This window comes from Peptostreptococcus canis, from assembly GCF_014229965.1.
Classification (GTDB): Bacteria; Bacillota; Clostridia; order Peptostreptococcales; family Peptostreptococcaceae; genus Peptostreptococcus; species Peptostreptococcus canis.
Genome location: NZ_JABGBW010000001.1, coordinates 472,009 through 495,345 on the forward strand (window position 1 = coordinate 472,009; position 23,337 = coordinate 495,345).

Genomic DNA, 23,337 nt, shown 5'->3' on the forward strand with positions numbered 1-23,337 from the left:
GGACTAATTAAGTCCCTTTAATAAGAAGAATTCAAATCAAGTGTAATAAATATGTTTAAAAATACTTTGATTTGGTGATAATAATATAATATAAAAGAGTTGAAAGATTTTTATTGTAACAGGAGGTAAACTATGAAAGCAATCGGTATATTGACTAGTGGAGGAGATGCTCCGGGAATGAATGCGGCTATTAGAGCAGTGGTAAGAACTGCTATTTACTATGGATATAAAGTATATGGAATAGAAAAAGGATATAAAGGACTATTAAGTGAAGAGATAATTGAAATGGATTTATCATCGGTAGGTGATATCATTCAAAGAGGAGGAACTATACTGAAATCATCAAGATGTGATGAATTTAGAACTGAAGAAGGAAGAAAAAAAGCGGTTGAAATTCTTGAGAAATTCGGCATAGAAAATCTGGTAGTAATTGGTGGTGACGGTTCTTTCAACGGAGCTAAAAAACTAAGTGAACTGGGAGTATCTACAATAGGTATTCCCGGAACAATAGACAATGACCTTGCTTATACGGATTATACAATAGGCTTTGACACTGCTATGAATACTATAATAGATGCTATATCAAAGATTAGAGATACTTCATCTTCACATGATAGAATTAACATAGTGGAAGTAATGGGAAGACATTGTGGAGATCTTGCTTTATATGCGGGTCTTGCAGGTGGAGCAGAATCAATAGTTGTACCGGAAATGGATATAAAAACTGACGACATAGTAAAAAGATTAAAAACAACTCAGAAAAGAGGTAAGAAACACAGTATAATCGTGCTTGCGGAAGGTGCCACATCAATTGCAGACGGAGCTATTGGTTTGAAAAAAGCAATAAATGAAGGTGATGAAGGTGCAGATGTTAGAGTAACTGTTCTTGGACATGTTCAAAGAGGTGGAGCACCATCAGCTTTTGATAGAATTCTTGCAAGCAGGTTGGGGAATAAAGCAGTGGAATTATTAATTGAAGGCAAGAGCTCAAGAGTTGTTGGAATCAAAGACAATAAAATTATAGACTTAGATATAGATGAAGCTTTATCAATGACAAATACTTTTGATGAAGAAACGTATGAAATGGCAAAAGTGCTATCTATATAGTACTGGATAGGAGTGATTATGATGGAAAATTTAAAGAAAACGAAAATTGTATGTACGATGGGACCTTCAACTGATTCTGATGACATACTTAGAGAATTGGCATTAAATGGTCTAAATGTATGCAGATTCAATTTTTCACACGGTACTCATGATGAGCACAAAGAAAGAATGGATCGTACAAAAAGGATAAGAGAAGAATTAGATAAGCCAATTGCTATTCTTCTGGATACGAAAGGACCTGAAATAAGAACTGGAGATTTTGAAGACCCCGTTGTTCTTGAAGAGGGCGAGTCATTTGTAATAACTATGGATGATTGTATCGGTAACAGAGAAAAATGTACAGTTTCATATAAGGAAATGATAAATGATGTAAAAACCGGAGATAGAATACTTATCGATGATGGATTAGTTCAGTTATTGGTTAAATCTATAGAGGGAAATGATATTCATACGGTAGTTGAAAATTCAGGAAAAGTATCTTCTAAAAAAGGAGTTAATTTACCGGGTGTAGTAATCAATCTTCCAGCTATCACTGAAAAAGATATTTCAGACATAAAATTCGGGATAGAGCAGGGGATAGATTTTATAGCGGCATCTTTTGTAAGAAAAGCTTCGGATGTACTCGAAATAAGAAAGATATTAGAAGACAATAATGCTGATGACATACATATAATTTCTAAAATAGAAAACCAGGAGGGCGTGGACAACATAGATTCCATTCTTCAAGTATCTGATGGTATAATGATTGCAAGAGGAGATATGGGAGTAGAAATACCTAGCGAAGAAGTGCCGATTGTTCAAAAGATGATAATCAAAAAGTGTAATGAACTTGCAAAACCGGTAATTACGGCTACTCAGATGATGGATTCTATGATTAGAAATCCAAGACCAACAAGGGCTGAAGTGACAGATGTTGCCAATGCTATATATGACGGTACAGATGCAATTATGCTATCCGGTGAAACAGCAGCCGGCAAGTATCCTGTTGAAGCTGTAAAGACTATGAACAGAATAGCAATAAGAACTGAGGAAACCTTGGAATACTCATTAGCGAATAACTACAATTCCAAAAAGTGTGATATAACCGTTACTGATGCAATAAGCCATGCAACTTGTACAACAGCTTTGGATCTTGATGCAAAGGCTATAATTACTTGTACTTCATCTGGTTATACCACTAGAATGGTATCTAAATTTAGACCACAGGCTCCAATTATTGCAGCAACTCAGGACGAAAAAGTTATGAGAAAATTATCTATCAATTGGGGAACATATCCGGTAATTAGCGAAGTGGCTCAAAGCACGGATGAATTGGTAGAAGCATCAATCGAAGCCACAAAAAAAGCCGGTTTTGTCAATCCTAGTGATATAGTTGTGGTGACAGCAGGTGTTCCGGTGGGCAAGACAGGTAAAACAAATTTAATAAGAGTAAGTATAATAACGGAATTTTTAGGTAAAGGAGTCGGCATAGGAAAATCTTGTGTAGAAGGAATTGCAAGAGTTATAATGCCGGGTCAGGATAGGGAATTTAATGAAGGGGACATACTGGTGACAGTCGGAACTGACAAAGATATGATAAAATATATCGAAAAAGCAAGTGCGATAGTAACTGAAACGGGAGGAATGACTTCACATGCTGCTATTGTGGGTATTAACTTAGGTCTTCCGGTTGTGGTATCCGTTCCTGAAATTACTTTTAAAATAAATGATGGAGATAAAATAAAAGTTGAGCCATCAGTAGGTGTTATAACAAGGGAAGAGAAATAGATATATAAATAATACTAGAAAAAATAATAAAGAAAATAGGACTGATCGAAAGTCAATTTTTTCTCTTATCAAAAAAAGAACCATTTTCGATGGTTTTGATTTTGATAAAGAAGCATTTTGACCTTTGACTCAGTCCTATTTTCTTTTTAAATTGAAAAATATATATCTATATGATATACTAATTTCAATAAGTTTATAATATATTGAAAAATATTAGGAGATAAAATGTTAGAAATTGGAAAAAAATATGAATGTAAAATAGTTGATATTGGTCAAGGTGGAGTAGGAATAGGGAAATATGAAGGCTTCACCGTATTTATTGATGGAGCTTTATTGGGTGAAATAGTAGATGTAAAGATAACAAAGTCAAAGAAAAAATATGCAGAAGGAGTCATATCTAAAATAAAAAAAGCATCTGAATACAGGGTCGAAAGAGTCTGTCCAATGAAATACAGAAACTGTGGAGGATGTCAGATTCAAGAATTGGATTATAAAAAGCAGCTGGAAATAAAAACCAATCAGGTAAAAGAAGATATAAAAAGAATTGCCGGATTGGAAGATATTGAGATAAAAGACACTATAGGGATGGAAAAACCTTTCAGATATAGAAATAAAGCACAATTTCCGGTGAAAATGATAGATGGAAAGTTAAAAATAGGTTTCTACAAGAAAAAATCTCACGATGTTATAGATATAGAAAAATGCGTAATTCAACATGAAAAAAATGATGAAATCATAGAAATAATAAGAGAATATATTATTAAAAATGATGTGAGTGTATATGATGAAAAAACACATAAAGGCGGAATAAGACATATAGTTACAAAAGTAGGGTATGCTACTGACGAAGTTATGGTAGTATTGGTATCAACTACTGAAAAGTTGCCTGGGACTGAGGCTTTGGTGGAAGAACTCAAATCCAAGATAGATGGATTTAAAACTTTTGTCATAAATATTAATAAAGAAAAAACGAATGTAGTACTTGGCAGAAAAAATATAAATATATACGGAGATGGAAAGATAACGGACTATATTGGAAAATTAAAATTTGAAATATCGCCCCTTTCTTTTTTCCAGGTGAATCCAATACAAACGGAAGTCCTATATAATAAGGCTTTAGAATTTGCAGATATAAAAGAAGGCGATAAAGTATTTGATATATATTGCGGAATAGGAACGATATCCTTGTTCCTCGCTCAAAAAGCCGAAAAAGTATATGGAGTTGAAATTGTACCGGAGGCAATAGATGATGCGAATAAAAATGCAAGATTAAATAATATGGACAACCTGGAGTTTTTCGTTGGAAAGGCTGAGGAGGTCGTGCCTGAAATTTATAAGAAGGGTAAAAGAGCCAATATAGTCGTGGTTGATCCACCTAGAAAGGGATGCGATGAAAAAGTATTGGATACTATTGTAGGAATGAAACCTGAAAGGATAGTGTATGTAAGCTGTAATCCTTCAACTTTGGCGAGGGATTTGAAGTATTTAGATGAAAGGGGTTATCAATGTCAAATTGTGCAGCCTGTTGATATGTTCCCGCATAGTATTCATGTGGAGTGCATAGCGTTGATACAAAGAGTGAAATCGTGAAAATCCTGCATTTTAAGCAGTTTTACAAGCATTATGTATTTGTAGAAGATGGCGAAGGTGGACGAAAAAAAGTCCTAAAAAATTATATAGATGTGAATGTTTGCATTGATATGGTGTGTGGAGATACAAAGTATGAATTGGGAAGTGAGGAATAAGAAATGATGAGATGGATAATAAAAATAATCTTATTTCCAATCAGCTTGCTGCTGAGTATCCTTACTGCCTTTCTGACATTTATACTTGGCATAGGAACAACTATTTTATATTTCTTAATGCTTATGTGTATAGTTGCTGCAATAGGATCATTTATGCAAAAAGATATATCACTTGGCATTGAGGCATTGGTATTAGGATTTTTGTTAAGTCCTTATGGAATACCGATGATCGGAGCAGCTGTTATAGCGTTCCTTCAGGGAATCAATGAAGCAATAAAATCAATCTAAAAAATTTCATACAAATGGTTACCAAAGGCGATAGAAGAAAAACTATCGTCTTTTTCTTTGCAAATTTTTTGGGGAGGAGGTGAAGCGATGGACTTTGACTATTTCTATAACAGAGAAGCAGAAAGATTTAACTTTCTAAAAGTACCTGAAATATTGGTAGACGAAGAAGAATTTAAGGGACTGTCTGCTGAAGCAATTATTCTTTATTCTATGCTTTTGAAACGAACAGGAATGTCCTTTAAGAATAATTGGGTGGACAAGGAAGGCAGAGTATTTATCTATTTCACAGTCGAAGAAATTATGAGAAGAAGAAATATCTCAAAGCCGACAGCTATAAAAACATTAGATGAACTCGATATGAAAAAAGGAATCGGACTGATTGAAAGAGTAAGGCTTGGGCTTGGTAAGCCGAATGTCATATATGTTAAAGACTTTATGAGCATATTAGCGGTAAAAGAAAATGACTTTCAGAAGTCAAAAAACTTAACTTCAGAAGTAAAAGATTTTAACCTCAGAAGTAAAGAAAATGAACTTCAGGAAGTTCAAAATCTTGACTCTAACTATATAGAGAATAATAAGAGTAAGTATAGTAAGAGAGAATATAGTTTTAGCGAAAACGGACTTGGAACATTTCAAAATGTATTTTTAACGGTAGAAGATATATCCGATTTACAAATCATAATGAACTCACAGCTTGATAATTACATTGAAAGACTATCAGCATATATCAAAAGCACCGGAAAGACCTATAAAGACCATAAAGCGACAATCCTTTCTTGGTTTTATAAAGATCAGGGGAGAGGAAAAGAAGTGAAAACATCAAATATCCCGACATGGGAAGAATATGATAAAGGAGAACACCTATGATGAAAGAATTGGAAAAAGTAATGATAGAGGATGTAGAGTACTCTTATGATCCTGAAAAAGAGTATATCAAAGATGGACACGCATTTTGTAAAGTTTGCCATGAAAGAAAAGACGGAAAAGTGATGGAGTTCTTTGATAACAAGATGATATTTAAGATTTCTTGCAAATGCGACAGAGATAGAGAGGAAAGAGAAAAAGAAAGACAAAAGCAGATGGAGATTGAACGATTAAAGAGTAGCTGCTTTAACTCGATTATTCAGTGGTCATACACATTTGAAAATTATCAGGGAGAAGAAAATCAAAGCCTTATCATTGCAAAGAACTTTGTAAAAGACTATGAGGAAATGAAAAAAGAAAATATCGGACTTCTTTTTTATGGCTCAGTAGGTAGCGGAAAGACCTATCTTGGCTGCTCCATTGCAAATAGCCTTATTGAACAGTATCAAATAGGCGTTAAAATAAGAAATTTTGCACAGATTATCAATGAACTGCAAAAGGGAGGATTTGATTTTGACAAGAACGCATATATTGAATCCCTTGTAAATACTTCCGTTCTTATCTTGGATGACTTAGGAATAGAAAGAGATACAAGCTATGCCAAAGAGCAAGTATATAACATCGTGAATAACAGGTACTTAAAACAGAAACCGACTATCTTCACTACTAACCTTTCCTACGACACAATCCAAAATTGTAAGGATAGCGTAGAGTATCAAAGAATCTACTCAAGAATCATAGAGATGTGTATTCCTGTTATGGTTGTAGGTGAGGATTTTAGAAAGGTTATTCAAAAGGACAAACTGAATCGCAATAGGGACAGACTGCTGAATGGAGGTGAGAGAAGTTGATCAATGAAGAAATAGCAAGAAAAACACTGAATATGGAAGTTAGAGCTGCTAAAGTAACAGGAAAGCTAATTCTGAACTTGTTAAAGAAATTGATGAAAGAAGCAGAAAAACTTGGAGGACTTGAAAAGCTGGTTAATACTAACGGAAATGAAGTAAAGCTAAAAGATATGGTTAAAAAGGGGCAGCTTGAAGAAATTCCAGTTGAAGAAGCAGAACTTAAGGAACTCAAAAAGGAACTTAATCGGTATGGGGTAAAGTTTTCAGTCATGAAAGATAAGGAAAGTGGGAAATACTCAGTATTCTTTCAGGCTAAAGATATGAAGGTTATGGACAAAGCATTTAAGCATGCCCTGTCAGAATCGGAAAAGAAAACGGAAAGAAAAGAATCTATCCATAAGAATATTGAGAAGTTCAAGGAGATGGCTAAAAACTCTGTTTCCAAAGATAAAATCAAGAATAAACAAAAGGAGCAGAGCCTATGATAGATAAAATATTAAAGGACATCAAAGGCTTATTTAAGGTGCAAGATAAGGTAAAGTTTCTAAAGCAGAACATTCCCTATCTTGCATTTTTCTATATAGGTAATATCTTTTCACATCATGTAAGAGCCTATATAGGTGGCGATATTATTGACAAAATTTTTCAAGGGATATTAGAGATTAATACGATGAGCTTTCTTCCAAGCCTTCATCCTACGGATATTATAATGGGCGTGGTAGTAGCTGTTTTAATCAAAATTATCGTATATACCAAAGGGAAAAATGCTAAAAAGTTTAGACAGGGGAAAGAGTATGGCTCAGCAAGATGGGGAACGAAAAAAGATATAGAGCCATATATGGATGAAAAGTTTCAAAACAATATCCTACTTACGCAAACAGAACGATTAACCATGAATGGCAGACCGGCTAATCCTAAATATGCTCGTAACAAAAATGTGCTTGTAATCGGTGGATCAGGAAGTGGAAAAACGAGATTTTATGTAAAGCCGAACTTAATGCAGATGCACTCGTCATATTGCGTAACCGATCCGAAAGGAACGATAGTCCTTGAATGTGGAAAGATGCTTGAAGATAACGGCTATGAGATAAAAATCTTAAATACCATTAACTTCAAAAAGTCTATGAAATACAATCCTTTTGCCTATATCCGTTCTGAGAAAGATATTTTGAAATTGGTGCAGACAATTATAGCAAATACGAAAGGAGAGGGAGAAAAAGCAGGTGAAGATTTTTGGGTCAAAGCTGAGAAGCTCTACTACACAGCACTTATTGGATACATTTGGTATGAAGCTCCATTTGAGGAAAAGAACTTCGCAACGCTCCTTGATATGATAGATGCTTCAGAAGTTAGAGAAGATGATGAGAGCTATATGAATCCGATAGACAGACTCTTTGAAGCACTGGAAAGGAAAGAGCCTACACACTTTGCAGTGAAGCAATATAAAAAGTACAAATTAGCTGCGGGAGTTATAGAATTAAGAAGAACACTTCATCACTATTTGAGTGAAAGATGTTTTGCTTAATTCTTTTTTTATTGTTTGAAAGGAGTGATTTATGATAAAAGACTTGGAAAAACTAAATGACAGACAAAAAGAAATCCTATTCAAAACCAATGAACTCCATAAAAATGCAGTCGGCAAGGATTACAAAGATGGAATCAGCATTGTAGAGGTATGGTTGGAAAAAGGGGTTGTTTGTGCAAGGCTGAAAAATGGAGAATGGTATCACTATACTCATTCTTATACTTGGTATTAAGAATCCGGAGAAAGGAGGGTATCGTGAGGAACTACGAGAAAATAACCGCCTTGTATGAAAGGTTAAGCCGAGATGATGAACTACAAGGCGAGAGCAATTCGATCATCAATCAAAAGAAAATTTTGGAAGAATACGCAAAGAAAAATCATTTGGAGAACATCGTTCATTTTACCGATGACGGAATCAGCGGAACGCAGTTTGATCGTCCGGGCTTTATGGCAATGATGAACGGAGTTAATCAAGGAAATATCGGTTGTATCATCGTAAAGGATATGAGTAGACTTGGCAGAGATTACCTCAAAGTCGGTCAATGTATGGAAATACTAAGACAAAAGGGAGTTAGGCTCATTGCCATCAACGACAATGTAGACAGCTTTTACAAAGACGATGATTTTACCCCTTTTCGCAATATTATGAACGAGTGGTATGCAAGGGATACCTCAAGGAAAATCAAGTCCACATTCAAAGCGAAAGGAGAAAGCGGAAAGCATACGGGAAGCAGTCCACCCTATGGATATATCAAAGACAAGGACGATAAAAATCAGTGGATTATCGACGAGAAAGCAGCAGAGGTTGTCCGAAGAATATTCCATCTGACGATGGACGGAAAAGGACCCTATGCCATTGCAAGGATATTAGAAGCCGACAAGGTAGATATACCCGCCTATCATCAGCAGAAATTGGGATATGGACTACATCAAAGCAAAGTGTTTGAATATCCATATCGTTGGTGCAGTTCCACGATTGCAAGTATCTTAAAAAAACAAGAATACTTAGGGCATACGGTAAACTTCAAAACAAGGAAGCATTTCAAAGACAAGAAAAGCACCTATGTATCCGAAGATAAGTGGCTCATCTTTGAGAACACCCACGAACCGATTATCGACCAAGAAACCTTTGATAATGTGCAGAGAATACGAGGAAATGTCAAACGGTATCCTGACGGTTGGGGCGAATACCACCCACTCACAGGACTAATGTATTGTGCCGATTGTGGCAGTAAAATGTATGTTCACAGAACAAATAACTACAAGAATATCCCTTATTACAATTGCAGTGCCTACACGAAAGTGCCTTGTGGAACGCTTTGTAAATCAGGACACCGAATAAGGGCAGAAGTGGTATTAAATCTCATTCAAAGCACCCTACAAGACATTAAGAAAAGTCTTGATGAAGATAACGAAGCCTTTCTCCATTCCATTCAAAACGAAATGGAAGAAAGTGAAAAAATGGAAATGGAAAAGAAAAAGACAAGGCTCACAGATAGTAAAAACAGGCTTCAGGAACTGGAACGCTTAATGTGCCGGATATACGAAGATATGATACTGGAGAAGATACCGAATACCCGATATGAAATCTTAAACAATCAGTATGAAACCGAGCAAAGGGAACTCAGCAAAGAAATTGATGGGTTGGAAAAAGCCATCAAGCGATACGAAAAAGAAACCGACAGAGCCAAAAAGTTTATCCGGTTGATTGAACGCTATGATAACTTTGACGAACTGACACCGACCATCATCAATGAGTTTGTAGAAAAAATCTTAGTCCACGAACGAGATCGAAAAGGCAGTCAAACCGCCAATCAGAAAGTCGAAATCTACTTCAACTTTATTGGCAACTATGAACCGCCGAAAGAAGAATTATCCGAAGAAGAAATGCAGAAATTAAGGGAGGAGGAAGAAAAAGAACGGGCAAGAAAAGACAGGCTTCATCAAAACTACCTCAAGCGTAAAGCAAACGGCAAACAAAAAGAATATGAGGACAGGTACAAGGAGCAAAGAATAAAGATAAGAGATAAGAAAAAAGAAACGCTACCAAAAAATTATCATTTGGCAAAAGATGAAATAGGCAATATGAGAAAATCAGGATAAAAACCAATACAAAAGAGCAGCCCTATAATGAGCTGCTTTTTGCATTTCAAAGCTTATTTCAAATTTGCTTCTCCCCATTGTCGAATGACTTCGAGTACCGGCATAAAACTCTTTCCGAGATCGGTCAAGGTATATTCCACACGAGGAGGGAGTTCTTTAAAATCGTGTCTGTGGAGAAAGCCATCACTTTCTAATTCCCTGAGTTGTTTTGTTAGAGAGGACTCTGTAATTTCTCCGACATGGCGACGCAATTCTCCAAAGCGATGAATATTTTGCATACCGATATAATACAGAATTTCGATTTTCCATTTTCCGCCGAGTATCTTTTGGACAGTTGAAACCGTAACACAACGCTGAATGGATTGTTCGTTTTTTCTCATCTCTGATCCTCCTTATATTCTATTATACAAGGACAACACTAAAAAATCAATGTACATCACAAAAATAAGCACTACAAAAAAGTACAGTATTTTAATAATTATTGTACAATGATAAAATTAGTACAACGAATAGAAAGGGAGGGTTGAATATGCATTTTACAGGAACGATTTGGCGACCGCCGTTTGAGTCTGCTTCGGCATTATTGCAGATTACATCAGGGTGTACACATAATAAGTGCAAGTTTTGTAGTTTATATGATGTCCCCTTTCGTATGTCGCCCATAGAGGAAATTGAAAGCGATTTGAAAGAACTAAGAGTATTTCATCATTTTGCAAAAAGAGTATTTATGACAGGAGCAAATCCTATGGTTTTAAGTTTTGAGAAATTAAAAATGCTCCTAATGAAAATTAAAAGCTATTTACCTCATGTAAAAACAATCGGGGGATTTGCGAGGATAACGGATATTAAAACAAAGTCTTTGGAAGAACTGAGAGAGCTTCATCAGTTGGGACTGGACGGTATTAGCATAGGAACAGAAACCGGCTATGATGAAGTCTTGCGATATATGAGAAAGGGAAATACAGCAAGAGATACCATAGAGCAATGTCAGAAATTAGAGCAGGCGGAAATCAGCTATAACATTGTATATATGAATGGCTTAGCAGGAGCGGGTAAAGGAGAAATTAATGCATTGGAAAGTGCAAAAGTGTATAACCAGCTTAGACCGAACAGTATTAACATTGTGGCACTCACTATTTTTCCGGAGTCGGATTTGTATCAGGAAATCAAGAACGGTACTTATGAACCTTCGAGTGAACTGGAGAAACTCCATGAATTATATACTTTTATTGAGCATTTGACGACTTCAAGCATCATCTACGCAAATACCATATCGAATTTAGCACCTTTTGTGGGAGAACTTCCAAAAGATCGGGAAAAGATACTGAATATGCTTCAAAAAACGATGGAACACACAGATGAAGGACTTTTAGAACACTATCGAAACAGTATTCGACATCTTTAAGAGGGAAAGGGGGAAAATTATGCATTTTACAGGAAGAACATGGCGACCTCCCTATGAAGCCAGTTCTTTTATTATTCAAGCAACCAGTGGTTGTACTTATAACAAGTGCAGATTTTGCAGTTTATATAAACACGAATGTTTTCGTATGTCGCCACTCAATGAGTGGGAGGAAGATCTTGAAGAATTAAAGTTCTATCAACCAAATGCAAGACGGATTTTTTGGACAGGAGCAAATCCCTTTGCGATGAGTTATGAAAACTTAAAAATCAGAGCTTTGATTGTCAGAGATTATCTCATTAAATGTCAGACAATGGCGATGTTTGCAAGTATTCGAGATATAAAGAACAAAAAAGTATGGCAATTAAGAAAATTAAAAGCAATGGGAATCAATGGATTGAGTATCGGTACAGAGTCCGGTGATGAAAAGACACTGTTACTTGCCAATAAAGGATATACGCCAAAGGATATTATTGAACAGTGTAGGAAACTGGACGAAGCAAATATCGAATATTATTTTGTCTATATGACAGGACTTGCGGGGCAAGGAAATGGACAGAGAAATGCAATCAACAGTGCAAAATTGTTTAGCAAGTTAAATCCCAGATTTATATCGGTGGACTCTTTAACTTTATTTGAAGATACGGAGCTTTACCAAATGAGTCAGCGTGGAGAATTTATACCGGCGGGAGAAAAAGAAAGGCTTGAAGAACTACAAACATTTCTCAAACATCTTCAAATTCGAGTCCACGTCTTTGCAAATACCATTTCCAATTTCTATCCGATTACTGCATATTTACCAAAGGAAAGAGAAAACGCAATCGGTGAATTGCAATATATTTTAGAAACAGTATCCGAAGAAGAAATGAGGGAATATCGGAAAAATCTAAAGAGTTTGGGATAATAAGGATGAGAAAAATGGGAGGATACAAAAAAGAAGCAATAATAAGAAAATGTCAAAAAAATTGGAGATAGAAATCATCATTTTATTTTATATGATGAACTCCTAATAATATTGTTTTTTAATATAAGAGGACTTTTTATGCCAAAGTGTAGAAGTCCTCCTTTTTTATGCTCAAAAACCAAAATCAGAGAGCAGAAAAAGGAGGATTACACAATGGATAAAAAAGAATATTTCCTTTATGTCAAAGGAAAAGCGGTTAAGGTAAATGAGGAAATATACAGAGCTTACTGGAGAATAACGGAACACGAAAAGTATCTCCAAAGAAAAGATTGGAAGTATAATGTACTTCCCTTTTCTGTATTTGACTATGACGGTCATTTTATAGATAACATCGTAGATGAAAGCATTGATATTGAAAAAATTGTAGAAGTAAAAATGCAAATCGAAGAACTGAATAAGGCATTAAATTCCCTTACAGAAGAAGAAAGGGACATCATTACTGCCATATTTTTCAGAGAGGAGAGCTTACGCTCTATCGGAGAAAGAAAAAACAGAAGCTATCAGGCAATCGGGAAAAGGAGGGATAAGATTTTAGAGAAATTAAGAAAACTCTTAGAGGGTAAAATCTAATAAATCGGAAAGGTTAAGTGCGAAATGTGCTTAACCTTTTCTCATAAAAATGAAAGCGAGGAATGGATATGAAAGACAATAGGACAGAACTACAAAAAGTAAAATCGGAAATTGAACTCAAAGAAAATGAACTTGAAAAGTACGAAAAAAAGTTGGTGCAGTTAAAAAATCAGGAAAAGAAAATCAGAAAGAGGGCGAGCCTTGAAGAACGAAAAAAACGAAACCATAGATTGATAGAACGAGGGGCAATCTTAGAAAGTTTTATTGAGGGAGCAAGTGAAAAAAGTAATCAAGAAATAAAGGCTATTTTACAAAGAACATTTCAAAAAGCTGACTGAACTGATCGTTCTGTTAGGTAGAAAAAATATGGAAATGAAAAGAGGTAACATAATCGCAATTCCCTTAGATTTTCTAAGGGCGCAATTATACACCCTAAAGGGTGTCCTTGCGTCCTGCGGAGCATTTACCCTTGCAGGGAGCAATCGAGAAGTAGCGAAGATGATCGCATATCCCCCATTCCCTTTTTTATCGTCAAGGGTAAAGTGCATTCGCTATCGCTCACCCTTGACCCTAAAAATTTGAAACGGATACCATTCGGCAAGCCGACATACTGAAACAACAAAAACAGTTGCAGTATAGTCGGCTTTTTCTATTGTACCGTTTCAAAACGGTCATTGACTTTACGGACTATCCGAGAAGAAAACCGCTAAGACCGACACCTGAAACAACAAAAGAAAAGAACAAAGACAATCTAAAAGCGAAAGGAGTTGATAAGAGTGGCAGACAGTTTTCACTTTAATATTTCCATCATCTCAAGAGGAAAAGGAAAAAGTGCTGTGGCAAGTGCTGCCTATATTTCTTGTGAGAAACTGACGAATGAATGGGACGGAGTAACCCACGATTATTACAACAAAAAAGGGTTGGAGTATAAAGAAATTTTCTTGCCGGAAAATGCACCGAAAGAATTTTTAGACCGCTCCACCTTGTGGAACAGTGTGGAGTTAAATGAAAAAGCCATCAATGCACAACTTGCAAGAAACTTCATTATTGCCTTACCCAAAGAGTTAAGTTTGGAAGAAAACAAAGACCTCATCAGAGAGTTTATACGGGAGAATTTTGTATCCAAAGGAATGATTGCAGACCTTGCCATTCATCAAGGAAATGACGAGGGAAACGGAAATATTCACGCACATATAATGACCACTGTTCGCCCCTTAAATCAAGATGGCACTTGGGGAGCAAAGAGCAAAAAAGAATATCTTCTTGATGAACAGGGGAACAAGATTTTAGGTAAAAACGGAAAACCTAAAACAAGGAAAATCGACCTCACTGATTGGAACAACAAAGAAAATGCGGAGAAATGGAGAGAACATTTTGCCACGCTTTGCAATCAGTATTTAGAAAAAGCCGGAGAAGAAAAACGAGTGGATCATCGCTCCTACAAAAGACAAGGGAAAGAAGAAATCCCGACCATTCATTTAGGAGCAAGTGCCAATGCCTTAGAGCGAAAAGGAGTGGAAACCGAGAAAGGAAATATCAACCGAGAAATCAAAAAGCATAACTTTATTGTGAGAGCAGTCCGAGAAAGAATAGCTGAACTCACCTCTTGGTTGAATGATTTTACCAAAGTCTTATTTGACAAATATGAGCAGTACAAACAGGAGAAGAAAGAAGAGTATGAGAACAAAGCGGAACTCTTTAATCTCTATGAGTACATCAGTATTTATTATGATTTACAGGGAGAAAAAGCGAGAAAATTAAAGCCCTATGCAAGCAACAAAAAGATCAGTGCAGACCTCAACCGATTTTCCAAAGCAAAGATATATCTATCCGATAACAGATTGCAGACCATTGCAGATTTGCAAGGGAAAATCACTGAACTACAAGGCAAGAATAAGAACATCTATCAGGACATCAAAGCCAAAACCCAAAGAATAGAAACATTTCATCAGTGCCTTGTCTATGCAGACATCATTAAAGCAAACAGAAAGGTTTATGAGGAGTGGAAAGGCAAAACCTTTTTATTCAAAGACAGCTTCTACAACGCCCATCAAGAAGAAATCGACAAATACCAAAGAGCAAAAGGACGGATTGAAAAATTAAGCGGAAAAAGTGCCTTAAAGCCAAAGAGTTGGAAGAAAGAGATCGAAAGTCTTGAAAGTGAAATATCGAAACTCAACAGACAATCTCAATCTATCAAAGAGGAGTACGAGCAAATCAACCATATCAAATATGCCGTCAAAACGGTCAATGAGGATTATGGAATTGACCTATCCATTGAGATTGATAAGGCAATCAAGAGAGGAGAAAAACCAAGTGTCATTGCACAGATTAAGAAATACCAAGAGCAACAAGAAGCCTACGAAAAACGAAAGGAGAGGACAAAGGACTATCACAGGAATGAGGAAAGATGAAGTCCTGAAATGGGATACCATTTAAGGGGTGAACAAATCGTTCACTCCTATAAGCTGACGCACTGTTTCAGTGCATAAGTTTTGCATACCCGGTTTTAGGGACTTGCACAAAAACGAAGGGTGTCGTAAATCACGACTTCCTTAAAGACTATGAGGGGAGTAATGATTTGTTACTCCCTTCTGCGTAAGAAAAGAAAGGAGAGAAAAATGGCAGAAAGACGAATGTTTTCCAAGTCCGTTATCTGGTGCGATATGTTTTTAGAAATGCCTTTATCCTCACAGGCACTGTATATGCACCTGAATATGAGTGCCGATGATGACGGATTTGTAGGCAATCCCAAAACAATCTTGAGGATGATAGGAGCAAGTGAAGATGATTTTAAGATATTAGTTACCAAAGGTTTTGTGATTGTTTTTGAGAGCGGAATTATTGTGATTACCCATTGGAAACGAAACAACTACATTCAGAAAGATAGGTACAAGGGGACAATCTATAAAGACGAAAAAAGCTATCTAAACATCAGTAACAACAATTTTTATGAGAAAACGGAGCGTATCTGTATCCAAAATGTATCCGATTTGGATACACAGGATAGGATAGGTAAGGATAGGTTAGATAAGGGTAGTATAGATAAGGGGAGAGGAGGAGAAGAAGAAAGTCCCCCACCCCCAAATTCAAAAATCTACGGGGAATTTCAAAATGTCAATCTAAGCGATGAAGAATATCAAAGACTAAAGGAAAAGTTAAAAAGCCACGCACATACTATGATTGAAAAGCTATCAAGGTATATGCAAAGCAGTGGAAAAACCTATCAAGACCATTATGCAACCTTGCTTCATTGGTATGAGAAAGATGAGGAAGAATTGCGAAAGAAAACAAATGATAGAAGCAAAGCTCCGACGATTGAAGAATATATGATAGGAGATCATCTTTAAGATATGCTTAAAAGACGGTGCAAGCACTCTATTTTGTTTCTAAATGCAAAATAGGTACAAAGATAAGTCGAGAGAGAAAAAGAGCCTTAAAACGCTTGCCACCGTTTTATAGTGGGTTTACTAAAAATATTCTTTTATGGTATTTGGAAATGGAAAGGCTTGGGAATTAATGGTATAATAAAATTTAAGAGAAATAAAACATCATTGATTTGAGAGGTATTCACATTGATAGAAATAAGAGAAGTTGTAGAAAATAAGAAGCAGTTTTTATCGCTTTTATTATTGGCAGATGAACAAGAAGATATGATTGACAGGTATATAGCAGATGGCACAATGTATGTTTTAGACGATAATGGAGTAAAGGGCGAGTGTGTTGTCCTAAATGTGGGGAATAATACTCTTGAAATCAAAAATATCGCCATTCATCCGGATTATCAAAGAAAAGGATACGGACAGGCTTTCATTGATTTTATTATAGAGAAATACAAAGGGGAATATTCCGTATTGCAAGTAGGAACAGGAGAAAGTCAGACTACCATCCCTTTTTATGAAAAATGTGGCTTTATTCGTTCTCATATCATCAAGAATTTTTTTATAGATAATTATGAACATCCGATTTACGAAGAAGGTGTCCAATTAGTAGATATGATTTATCTAAAAATGGATTTATAAGTCTGATCATTAGGAGCGTGATAAATATGAAAAACCGAGAGAAGATCATTAGCTTATGGTTTGATATGTGGCTCAAACAACAAGATTTAGGAATAGACGATATATTTGCGGAAGATGTTGTTTATACTGAAAGTTGGTGTCCTAAATATGAAAATCGAGCAACTGTAAAGCATTGGTTTAATGAGTGGAATACAAGAGGAAAAGTGCTTGCGTGGGATATAAAGCAGTTTTTCCATAGTGAACATCAAACAGTTGTTGAATGGTACTTCAAAAATAAGATGAATGATGGAAGAATAGAAGAATTTGATGGTATATCATTGGTTGAGTGGACAAAAGAGAATAAAATCAAGAAACTAAAAGAATTTGGTTGCAACATCAATCATTATAATCCTTATGAAAATAGCGAGAAACCTCAATTTAGAGATGATGGAGCTTCTTGGTTTTAGAACTAATTTCAAAATATTGGTAAGAGCGATTAGAAAATAAAAAATCTAATCGCTTTTTTTATTTCAACGAGGAAAGGATAATTTATGGAAGAACTGAAAAACACAGATAAAAAAGGCATTAGCACAAAGAGAAAGATTGGAAAGACCACCTATGAGGTTGTTGTCCATTTCAATGAAAATGCAACTGAAACAATGCAAGATAAGCTGACAAGAATAATGCTGAGGGAGCTTAGGAGAAAATCGGACGAAAAAAAAGATGATTTTGATTAAAAAGTCCTTGACAAGTAGCAACAGGAAAAACTGCCAAATCGATTCTTATAAGCTGTGGTGCAAGGCTTGCCCCCTTTGATATTCAGGAACTTAGGGATTTGATGAAAGAAGATGAGTTGGAACTGGATACACTGGGAGATAGAAAGACTGCACTCTTTGTTATCATCTCCGATACCGATGATACTTTTAACTTTGTGGTATCTATTATGTACTCTCAGTTATTTAATCTTTTATGTGATAAAGCCGATGATGTATATGGTGGAAGACTTCCTGTCCATGTGCGATGCCTACTTGATGAGTTTGCAAACATCGGCTTGATTCCAAAGTTTGAAAAGTTGATTGCAACCATCAGAAGTAGAGAGATTTCGGCAAGTATTATATTACAGGCACAATCTCAGCTAAAGGCAATCTACAAGGATAACGCTGACACAATCGTAGGTAACTGTGATAGTACCTTGTTTCTTGGTGGCAAGGAAAAGACCACATTAAAGGAACTTTCTGAAACACTGGGAAAAGAAACGATAGATTTATATAACACATCGGAAACAAGGTCAAATCAAAAGAGCTTTGGTTTAAACTATCAAAAGACCGGTAAGGAACTGATGAGTCAAGATGAGATTACTGTAATGGACGGTGGTAAATGTATCTTTCAGCTTAGAGGTGTCAGACCTTTTCTTTCAGATAAATACGATATTACAAAGCACAAGAATTATAAGCTACTTGAAGATTATGATAAGAAGAATGTGTTTAATATTGAGAGCTATATGAAGCGAAAAGGAAAAGCAAAATTAAATAGAGAAACGGTTATTACAAGAATGCAGTAAGTCTTAAAAAGATTTGCTGTTTTTTTATTCAAAATCAGGAGGCAAGATGATAAGGATCAGAAGTCCCACTTAAACGAAAACTAAATAGTAAGAGTATCAGCGATTGGAAAAGTAATACTTCTGGTCGCTTTTTTTATTGAAATGAAAAGGAGAAATTTTTAATGAAGCAGGAAATGATTAACATCAACGCCAACTTATTGGCAGAGCCTACCTTCTCAAGTTTTGAAAATGAAGGAAAGAAAGTAGAAGTTGCAAACTTCACGCTTGTAAAAAAGTACGGTAAGGGTAAGGAGTACATCAACTGTGCAGCCTATGGAGAAAAAGCAGAGAAGGCAAAGGACTTTGAAAAAGGTGATTTAATCCATATCTTTGGCTACTTTAAGAAGCGTGAAAAAGAGGGAAAGACTTACAAAAACTTTGTAGTGAAGTCCTACAACAAAATTGAAAAGAAAGAAGAAAATGAGGAGGAATGACTTATGGCATTTTTTACACAGGCAGTTAATGTATTAAAGATTTTGGTTATGGCAGTAGGTGCAGGACTTGGAGCATGGGGCGTTATCAACCTGATGGAAGGATATGGTAATGACAATCCCGGTGCTAAGAGCCAAGGTATTAAGCAGCTTATGGCTGGAGGAGGTATCGTTCTTATCGGACTTAAGCTCATTCCACTACTTGCCAATGTACTCAATTAAGAAGAAAAGGAGAGCTTAGATGTTTGGAATATTCGACAAGATAGAAGAATTCTTTAAGGAACTTCTACTGGGCGGTATCCAAGCAAACTTAGAGTCCATGTTTCTTGATATCAACGATAAAGTTGGTGCGGTTGCAACAGATGTAGGTAAAACGCCTATGGGGTGGAACGGAGATGTATTTGCCTTTATCAAAAGCATTAACGATTCCGTTATCATTCCAATAGCGGGACTAATCATCACAGCAGTTCTTTGTATCGAGCTTATCAATATGGTAATGCAAAAGAACAATATGCACGATACAGATACCTTTGAATTTTTCAAGTACATCATCAAGATGTGGATTGCTATATGGTTAGTATCCCATGCCTTTGAGTTTTCAATGGCAGTTTTTGATGTGGCACAGCACATGGTAAATAAGGCGGCAGGGGTGATAAATACCTCTGCCACCGTTTCCGGAGATCAGATAGTGGCAATGATGGATACCCTAAAAGAAAAGGGGCTTGGAGAACTTGTCATGATTCTCTTTGAAACCTCACTCATCAAGGTTGCTATACAGGTAATATCCGTTGTGATTATGCTTGTAGTTTACGGAAGAATGTTTGAGATTTATGTTTACTCATCAGTTTCAGCCATTCCATTTGCCACAATGGGAAACAAGGAGTGGGGACAGATTGGAACAAACTACATCAAAGGACTATTTGCACTTGGACTACAGGGACTCTTTTTAATGGTTTGTCTTGGAATATACGCAGTATTAGTTAAGACAATTAAGATAACAGATATACACACAAGCACCATGACGATACTTGGCTATGCGGTTTTGCTGGGGTTAATGATGCTAAAGAGCGGAACACTGGCCAAAAGCATATTAAATGCACACTAAAAGAAAGGAAAGATAGTATGGATAAAAGAAAAACAGTATTTACAACAGTAGTAATCGGAGCAGGTATTATGGCGATAATTGATAGGATCAGACTTCATAATAAGGTGGAAGAATTGGAAGAAAAAACAGAGGACATTGGTCGCTGCCATAACGATTTTTACCTAATGCAGCAAAGATATAACAAGAACACAGACGAACAGCTTGCGACTATTCAGGAAGAAATCGGCTCTGTATATGAACACTTTGAGGAGCTGTCAAAGGGTAAAGAAGATGGGAGGTAAGATATGGCATATGTACCAATCCCTAAAGACTTAAATAGGGTAAAGACAAAGGTTGCTTTTAACCTAACTAAAAGGCAGCTCATAGGCTTCACACTTGCAGGACTGGTTGGAATACCAGTCTATTTATTTATGAGGAAGTTTGTGCCAAATGACATAGCTGTCATATTCCTTATCGTGTCCACGCTTCCTATCTTTTTCATCACACTATTTGAAAAGGACGGACTGACCTTTGAGAAATATTTTAAGCACATCTACCTTCATAAGTTTTATCAGCCAAAAAAGAGAGTGAGAAAGGAGGTTTACCTTGAACAAGAAAAGAAAAATTCAGCAAATAAAACTCATGCAAAACGAAAAGGCATTGAGAAGTCAAAAGCGGGACTTAAAGAAAAGTAATTGCAAGTCAAAAAAAGATAAGGGAGGAATCCTTGACCTTATCTTTAAGAAAGAACCGAAAAGATATACGGTAGAAGATACCATTCCCTATCTAAGGCTTTTAAAAAGCGGAATATGCCAGCTTGATGAAAGGCACTTCAGTAAAAGTATAGCCTTTCAGGACATTAACTATCAGCTTGCCTTAGATGAAGATAGGGACTTGATTTTTAATCAGTTTGCAAACTTTCTAAATTCCTTTGATCCGAGCATCAGCATTGAGTTTTCATATATCAATCAGCTCGGACGAAACGAAGAAATGAAGTCGGCAATTCAGATACCGGATAAAAAGGACGGTTTCGACGATATACGCTTTGAATTTAGAGAGATGCTTAAAAGCCAGATTGTAAAGGGAAATAACGGACTTAAAAAATCAAAGTATGTAACCTTTACAGTGGAAGCGGATAATTTAGAGCAAGCCACATCAAAACTTGAAAGACTTGAGATAGATATACTGTCTAATTTAAAGAGCATGGGAGTAAGAGCAGAAAGCCTAAACGGAGAAGAAAGGCTAAAGATACTCCACGATGTTTTAAATCCAAATAAAACATTTGAATTTTCCTATAAAGACCTAAAGAAAAGAGAAAGCACAAAGACATATATTGTGCCTGATGAGTTTAACTTTACACCGAGTAGATACTTTAAGTTCGGCAAATTCATCGGAGCAACAAGTCATTTTCAAATCCTTGCCAGTGAGCTTTCAGATAGGATGTTATCCGAGTTTTTGGATATTGACGATAACATCAATATTTCCTTTCATATTAGGGCAATCGACCAATCGGAAGCCATTAAGATGGTAAAACGAAAAAACACTGATATTGATAAGATGAAGATTGAGGAAAATAAGAAGGCGGTAAGAAGCGGTTATGATATGGACATTCTTCCATCGGACTTAATTACCTATGGTGAGGATGTAAAGAGCCTCTTAAAAGACTTGCAGACAAGAGATGAGCGAATGTTTGTGGTAAGTATCGCCTTTATGAACTTTGCAAGGACAGTGCAAAAGCTTGATAATACCATTGCTCAGATAAGCTCTATTGCAAACAAGCATAACTGTAAGCTGAAAAGACTTGACCATTCTCAGGAACAAGGTTTAGTGAGCGTGCTGCCTCTTGGTGTAAATAAGATTGAAATAGATAGAGGACTGACAAGTTCCTCAACGGCAGTATTTATGCCATTTACCACAGAGGAGCTTTTTATCAATTCAAGTAATAGTCTTTACTACGGACTAAATGCCTTAAGCCATAACCTGATTATGGCAGATAGAAAGAAATTAAAGAACCCAAACGGTCTAATCCTCGGAACTCCGGGCAGTGGTAAGTCCTTTAGTGCCAAAAGAGAAATGGCAAATGCGATTTTAGTAACAGATGATGATGTGATTATCTGCGATCCGGAGGGAGAGTATGGAAACCTCGTAAGGCAGTTTAAGGGAGAAGTCATTAAGGTCAGCAGTAAGTCGAAGGATTACCTGAATCCCCTTGATATAAATATGAACTACGGTGATGGGGATGCACCGCTGAAAGACAAGGCAAACTTTATCATGAGTATGCTTGAGCTTGTAGTAGGCGGTAGTGGTCTTACAGCAGAAGAAAAGTCCGTTATAGATAGGTGCCTTCCTAAAATCTATGAAAAGTATTTTGAACATCCTACTCCTGACAATATGCCGATACTTCAAGACCTATACGATATGTTAAAAGGGCAGGAAGAAAAGGTCGGTAAGAAGCTGGCAACAGAGATGGAAATCTATGTATCGGGGTCTCTCAATGTCTTTAATCACAGGTCAAATGTGGATTTAAATAAGAAGCTCCTTTGTTTTGATATTAAGGAGCTTGGAAGTCAATTAAAGAAAATAGGAATGCTTGTTATTCAGGATCAGGTGTGGAATAAGGTGTCACAAAACAGAGGAAACAAGGCTACAAGGTACTATATCGACGAGTTCCATTTGCTTTTAAAAGATGAGCAGACAGCATCCTATTCCGTAGAGATTTGGAAAAGATTTCGTAAATGGGGAGGTATTCCAACAGGTATTACGCAGAATGTCAAAGACCTACTTATGAGTAAGGAGATAGAAAATATCTTTGACAATACAGACTTTGTCTTAATGCTTAATCAAGCATCGGGAGATAGAGAGATACTTGCAAGAAAACTTAAAATCTCACTTCCACAGCTCAGATATGTTACTAATTCAAATGAAGGTGAGGGACTCTTATTCTTTGGAAATACCATTGTGCCTTTCATTGATAAGTTCCCGAAAGATACGATTCTTTATCAGAAGATGACTACCAAGCCGGAAGAAGTGAGGTAGCC

General features: G+C 36.2%; 28 protein-coding genes and 1 pseudogene. 28 read left to right on the forward strand and 1 reads right to left on the reverse strand.

Features of this window, described 5'->3' with window-relative positions:
• Positions 1-132 precede the first annotated feature (132 nt).
• The 11 genes from pfkA to HLB29_RS02250 all read left to right on the forward strand — a co-directional run bounded on the left by pfkA (position 133) and on the right by HLB29_RS02250 (position 10,247).
• On the forward strand, positions 133-1,107 hold the full coding sequence (pfkA, locus tag HLB29_RS02200; protein ID WP_185623518.1) for a 6-phosphofructokinase: 975 nt from the start codon (positions 133-135) through the stop codon (positions 1,105-1,107).
• 18 nt (positions 1,108-1,125) lie between these two features.
• A complete protein-coding gene (gene pyk / locus HLB29_RS02205; RefSeq protein ID WP_185623519.1) occupies positions 1,126-2,874 on the forward strand; it encodes a pyruvate kinase in 1,749 nt (582 codons plus the stop codon).
• A 225-nt stretch (positions 2,875-3,099) separates the two neighbouring features.
• Entirely contained in the window at positions 3,100-4,464 is a 1,365-nt protein-coding gene (gene rlmD / locus HLB29_RS02210; protein ID WP_185623520.1) for a 23S rRNA (uracil(1939)-C(5))-methyltransferase RlmD, read from the forward strand.
• On the forward strand, positions 4,461-4,619 hold the full coding sequence (locus HLB29_RS02215; RefSeq protein WP_003042651.1) for a hypothetical protein: 159 nt from the start codon (positions 4,461-4,463) through the stop codon (positions 4,617-4,619). The genes rlmD and HLB29_RS02215 overlap by 4 nt, the downstream gene beginning before the upstream one ends.
• Before the next feature lie 6 nt (positions 4,620-4,625).
• Positions 4,626-4,907, forward strand: coding sequence for a CD1845 family protein (locus HLB29_RS02220; RefSeq protein WP_049517621.1), 282 nt, complete (start codon positions 4,626-4,628; stop codon positions 4,905-4,907).
• 87 nt (positions 4,908-4,994) lie between these two features.
• A complete protein-coding gene (locus tag HLB29_RS02225; RefSeq protein WP_185623521.1) occupies positions 4,995-5,774 on the forward strand; it encodes a replication initiator protein A in 780 nt (259 codons plus the stop codon).
• Complete coding sequence (locus HLB29_RS02230) at positions 5,771-6,622, forward strand: ATP-binding protein (protein WP_185623522.1); 852 nt, start codon at positions 5,771-5,773, stop codon at positions 6,620-6,622. The genes HLB29_RS02225 and HLB29_RS02230 overlap by 4 nt, the downstream gene beginning before the upstream one ends.
• Entirely contained in the window at positions 6,619-7,104 is a 486-nt protein-coding gene (locus tag HLB29_RS02235; protein ID WP_004832485.1) for a PcfB family protein, read from the forward strand. The genes HLB29_RS02230 and HLB29_RS02235 overlap by 4 nt, the downstream gene beginning before the upstream one ends.
• The gene (locus tag HLB29_RS02240; protein ID WP_185623523.1) at positions 7,101-8,144 is read left to right on the forward strand and encodes a type IV secretory system conjugative DNA transfer family protein; all 1,044 of its coding nucleotides are present in this window, start codon (positions 7,101-7,103) and stop codon (positions 8,142-8,144) included. Before HLB29_RS02235 ends, HLB29_RS02240 begins: the two co-directional genes overlap by 4 nt.
• Before the next feature lie 31 nt (positions 8,145-8,175).
• Positions 8,176-8,376 (forward strand): hypothetical protein, encoded by a 201-nt coding sequence (locus HLB29_RS02245; RefSeq protein WP_154293426.1) that lies wholly within the window; start codon positions 8,176-8,178, stop codon positions 8,374-8,376.
• 23 nt (positions 8,377-8,399) lie between these two features.
• Positions 8,400-10,247: a DUF4368 domain-containing protein gene (locus tag HLB29_RS02250; protein ID WP_185623524.1), complete on the forward strand. Its 1,848-nt coding sequence runs from the start codon at positions 8,400-8,402 to the stop codon at positions 10,245-10,247.
• A 53-nt stretch (positions 10,248-10,300) separates the two neighbouring features.
• Here the strand turns inward: HLB29_RS02250 and HLB29_RS02255 are convergent, their stop codons facing one another.
• On the reverse strand, positions 10,301-10,627 hold the full coding sequence (locus HLB29_RS02255) for a winged helix-turn-helix transcriptional regulator (protein WP_185623525.1): 327 nt from the start codon (positions 10,625-10,627) through the stop codon (positions 10,301-10,303).
• Between the two features lie 149 nt (positions 10,628-10,776).
• Between HLB29_RS02255 and HLB29_RS02260 the strand changes: the two genes are divergently transcribed.
• From HLB29_RS02260 to HLB29_RS02340, 17 genes and pseudogenes are all read left to right on the forward strand, one after another.
• Positions 10,777-11,652: a radical SAM protein gene (locus HLB29_RS02260; protein ID WP_185623526.1), complete on the forward strand. Its 876-nt coding sequence runs from the start codon at positions 10,777-10,779 to the stop codon at positions 11,650-11,652.
• Between the two features lie 19 nt (positions 11,653-11,671).
• The gene (locus tag HLB29_RS02265; protein ID WP_185623527.1) at positions 11,672-12,553 is read left to right on the forward strand and encodes a radical SAM protein; all 882 of its coding nucleotides are present in this window, start codon (positions 11,672-11,674) and stop codon (positions 12,551-12,553) included.
• A 213-nt stretch (positions 12,554-12,766) separates the two neighbouring features.
• Positions 12,767-13,183, forward strand: coding sequence for a sigma-70 family RNA polymerase sigma factor (locus HLB29_RS02270; RefSeq protein ID WP_185623696.1), 417 nt, complete (start codon positions 12,767-12,769; stop codon positions 13,181-13,183).
• 68 nt (positions 13,184-13,251) lie between these two features.
• On the forward strand, positions 13,252-13,521 hold the full coding sequence (locus HLB29_RS02275; RefSeq protein ID WP_185623528.1) for a DUF3847 domain-containing protein: 270 nt from the start codon (positions 13,252-13,254) through the stop codon (positions 13,519-13,521).
• A gap of 314 nt (positions 13,522-13,835) precedes the next feature.
• Positions 13,836-13,982 (forward strand): hypothetical protein, encoded by a 147-nt coding sequence (locus HLB29_RS02280; RefSeq protein ID WP_185623529.1) that lies wholly within the window; start codon positions 13,836-13,838, stop codon positions 13,980-13,982.
• The gene (mobQ, locus tag HLB29_RS02285) at positions 13,960-15,597 is read left to right on the forward strand and encodes a MobQ family relaxase (protein ID WP_185623530.1); all 1,638 of its coding nucleotides are present in this window, start codon (positions 13,960-13,962) and stop codon (positions 15,595-15,597) included. Before HLB29_RS02280 ends, mobQ begins: the two co-directional genes overlap by 23 nt.
• Positions 15,598-15,804: 207 nt before the next feature.
• Positions 15,805-16,533: a replisome organizer gene (locus HLB29_RS02290; RefSeq protein ID WP_185623531.1), complete on the forward strand. Its 729-nt coding sequence runs from the start codon at positions 15,805-15,807 to the stop codon at positions 16,531-16,533.
• A 225-nt stretch (positions 16,534-16,758) separates the two neighbouring features.
• Positions 16,759-17,205 (forward strand): GNAT family N-acetyltransferase, encoded by a 447-nt coding sequence (locus HLB29_RS02295; RefSeq protein ID WP_185623532.1) that lies wholly within the window; start codon positions 16,759-16,761, stop codon positions 17,203-17,205.
• Positions 17,206-17,231: 26 nt separating this feature from the next.
• Positions 17,232-17,651 carry a nuclear transport factor 2 family protein gene (locus HLB29_RS02300; protein WP_185623533.1) on the forward strand — a complete coding sequence of 140 codons (420 nt, stop codon included), beginning with the start codon at positions 17,232-17,234 and terminating at the stop codon, positions 17,649-17,651.
• 84 nt (positions 17,652-17,735) lie between these two features.
• Positions 17,736-17,921: a transposon-encoded TnpW family protein gene (locus HLB29_RS02305; protein WP_154293436.1), complete on the forward strand. Its 186-nt coding sequence runs from the start codon at positions 17,736-17,738 to the stop codon at positions 17,919-17,921.
• A gap of 11 nt (positions 17,922-17,932) precedes the next feature.
• Positions 17,933-18,745: pseudogene (locus HLB29_RS02310) on the forward strand (VirD4-like conjugal transfer protein, CD1115 family); the annotation flags it as partial.
• Between the two features lie 161 nt (positions 18,746-18,906).
• Entirely contained in the window at positions 18,907-19,218 is a 312-nt protein-coding gene (locus tag HLB29_RS02315; RefSeq protein WP_185623534.1) for a single-stranded DNA-binding protein, read from the forward strand.
• Between the two features lie 3 nt (positions 19,219-19,221).
• Positions 19,222-19,437, forward strand: coding sequence for a Maff2 family mobile element protein (locus HLB29_RS02320; RefSeq protein ID WP_000863833.1), 216 nt, complete (start codon positions 19,222-19,224; stop codon positions 19,435-19,437).
• A 19-nt stretch (positions 19,438-19,456) separates the two neighbouring features.
• Positions 19,457-20,320 carry a VirB6/TrbL-like conjugal transfer protein, CD1112 family gene (locus HLB29_RS02325; protein WP_185623535.1) on the forward strand — a complete coding sequence of 288 codons (864 nt, stop codon included), beginning with the start codon at positions 19,457-19,459 and terminating at the stop codon, positions 20,318-20,320.
• 17 nt (positions 20,321-20,337) lie between these two features.
• Positions 20,338-20,601, forward strand: coding sequence for a conjugal transfer protein (locus HLB29_RS02330; RefSeq protein ID WP_185623536.1), 264 nt, complete (start codon positions 20,338-20,340; stop codon positions 20,599-20,601).
• Between the two features lie 3 nt (positions 20,602-20,604).
• Positions 20,605-20,994 carry a PrgI family protein gene (locus HLB29_RS02335; RefSeq protein ID WP_005542007.1) on the forward strand — a complete coding sequence of 130 codons (390 nt, stop codon included), beginning with the start codon at positions 20,605-20,607 and terminating at the stop codon, positions 20,992-20,994.
• Positions 20,906-23,335 carry a VirB4-like conjugal transfer ATPase, CD1110 family gene (locus HLB29_RS02340; RefSeq protein ID WP_185623537.1) on the forward strand — a complete coding sequence of 810 codons (2,430 nt, stop codon included), beginning with the start codon at positions 20,906-20,908 and terminating at the stop codon, positions 23,333-23,335. Before HLB29_RS02335 ends, HLB29_RS02340 begins: the two co-directional genes overlap by 89 nt.
• The last annotated feature ends 2 nt before the right edge of the window (positions 23,336-23,337 follow it).

Excerpts from the sequence above, each read along its gene's own strand:
- HLB29_RS02230 (WP_185623522.1), top strand. The coding sequence starts at position 5,771 with ATGATGAAAGAATTGGAAAAAGTAATGATAGAGGATGTAGAGTACTCT.
- HLB29_RS02330 (WP_185623536.1), top strand. The coding sequence starts at position 20,338 with ATGGATAAAAGAAAAACAGTATTTACAACAGTAGTAATCGGAGCAGGT.
- HLB29_RS02335 (WP_005542007.1), top strand. The coding sequence starts at position 20,605 with ATGGCATATGTACCAATCCCTAAAGACTTAAATAGGGTAAAGACAAAG.
- pfkA (WP_185623518.1), top strand. The coding sequence starts at position 133 with ATGAAAGCAATCGGTATATTGACTAGTGGAGGAGATGCTCCGGGAATG.
- HLB29_RS02320 (WP_000863833.1), top strand. The coding sequence starts at position 19,222 with ATGGCATTTTTTACACAGGCAGTTAATGTATTAAAGATTTTGGTTATG.
- HLB29_RS02305 (WP_154293436.1), top strand. The coding sequence starts at position 17,736 with ATGGAAGAACTGAAAAACACAGATAAAAAAGGCATTAGCACAAAGAGA.
- HLB29_RS02265 (WP_185623527.1), top strand. The coding sequence starts at position 11,672 with ATGCATTTTACAGGAAGAACATGGCGACCTCCCTATGAAGCCAGTTCT.
- HLB29_RS02325 (WP_185623535.1), top strand. The coding sequence starts at position 19,457 with ATGTTTGGAATATTCGACAAGATAGAAGAATTCTTTAAGGAACTTCTA.
- rlmD (WP_185623520.1), top strand. The coding sequence starts at position 3,100 with ATGTTAGAAATTGGAAAAAAATATGAATGTAAAATAGTTGATATTGGT.
- HLB29_RS02240 (WP_185623523.1), top strand. The coding sequence starts at position 7,101 with ATGATAGATAAAATATTAAAGGACATCAAAGGCTTATTTAAGGTGCAA.
- pyk (WP_185623519.1), top strand. The coding sequence starts at position 1,126 with ATGATGGAAAATTTAAAGAAAACGAAAATTGTATGTACGATGGGACCT.
- HLB29_RS02260 (WP_185623526.1), top strand. The coding sequence starts at position 10,777 with ATGCATTTTACAGGAACGATTTGGCGACCGCCGTTTGAGTCTGCTTCG.
- HLB29_RS02270 (WP_185623696.1), top strand. The coding sequence starts at position 12,767 with ATGGATAAAAAAGAATATTTCCTTTATGTCAAAGGAAAAGCGGTTAAG.
- HLB29_RS02275 (WP_185623528.1), top strand. The coding sequence starts at position 13,252 with ATGAAAGACAATAGGACAGAACTACAAAAAGTAAAATCGGAAATTGAA.
- HLB29_RS02220 (WP_049517621.1), top strand. The coding sequence starts at position 4,626 with ATGAGATGGATAATAAAAATAATCTTATTTCCAATCAGCTTGCTGCTG.
- HLB29_RS02245 (WP_154293426.1), top strand. The coding sequence starts at position 8,176 with ATGATAAAAGACTTGGAAAAACTAAATGACAGACAAAAAGAAATCCTA.
- HLB29_RS02315 (WP_185623534.1), top strand. The coding sequence starts at position 18,907 with ATGAAGCAGGAAATGATTAACATCAACGCCAACTTATTGGCAGAGCCT.
- HLB29_RS02225 (WP_185623521.1), top strand. The coding sequence starts at position 4,995 with ATGGACTTTGACTATTTCTATAACAGAGAAGCAGAAAGATTTAACTTT.
- HLB29_RS02290 (WP_185623531.1), top strand. The coding sequence starts at position 15,805 with ATGGCAGAAAGACGAATGTTTTCCAAGTCCGTTATCTGGTGCGATATG.
- HLB29_RS02255 (WP_185623525.1), bottom strand. The coding sequence starts at position 10,627 with ATGAGAAAAAACGAACAATCCATTCAGCGTTGTGTTACGGTTTCAACT.
- HLB29_RS02300 (WP_185623533.1), top strand. The coding sequence starts at position 17,232 with ATGAAAAACCGAGAGAAGATCATTAGCTTATGGTTTGATATGTGGCTC.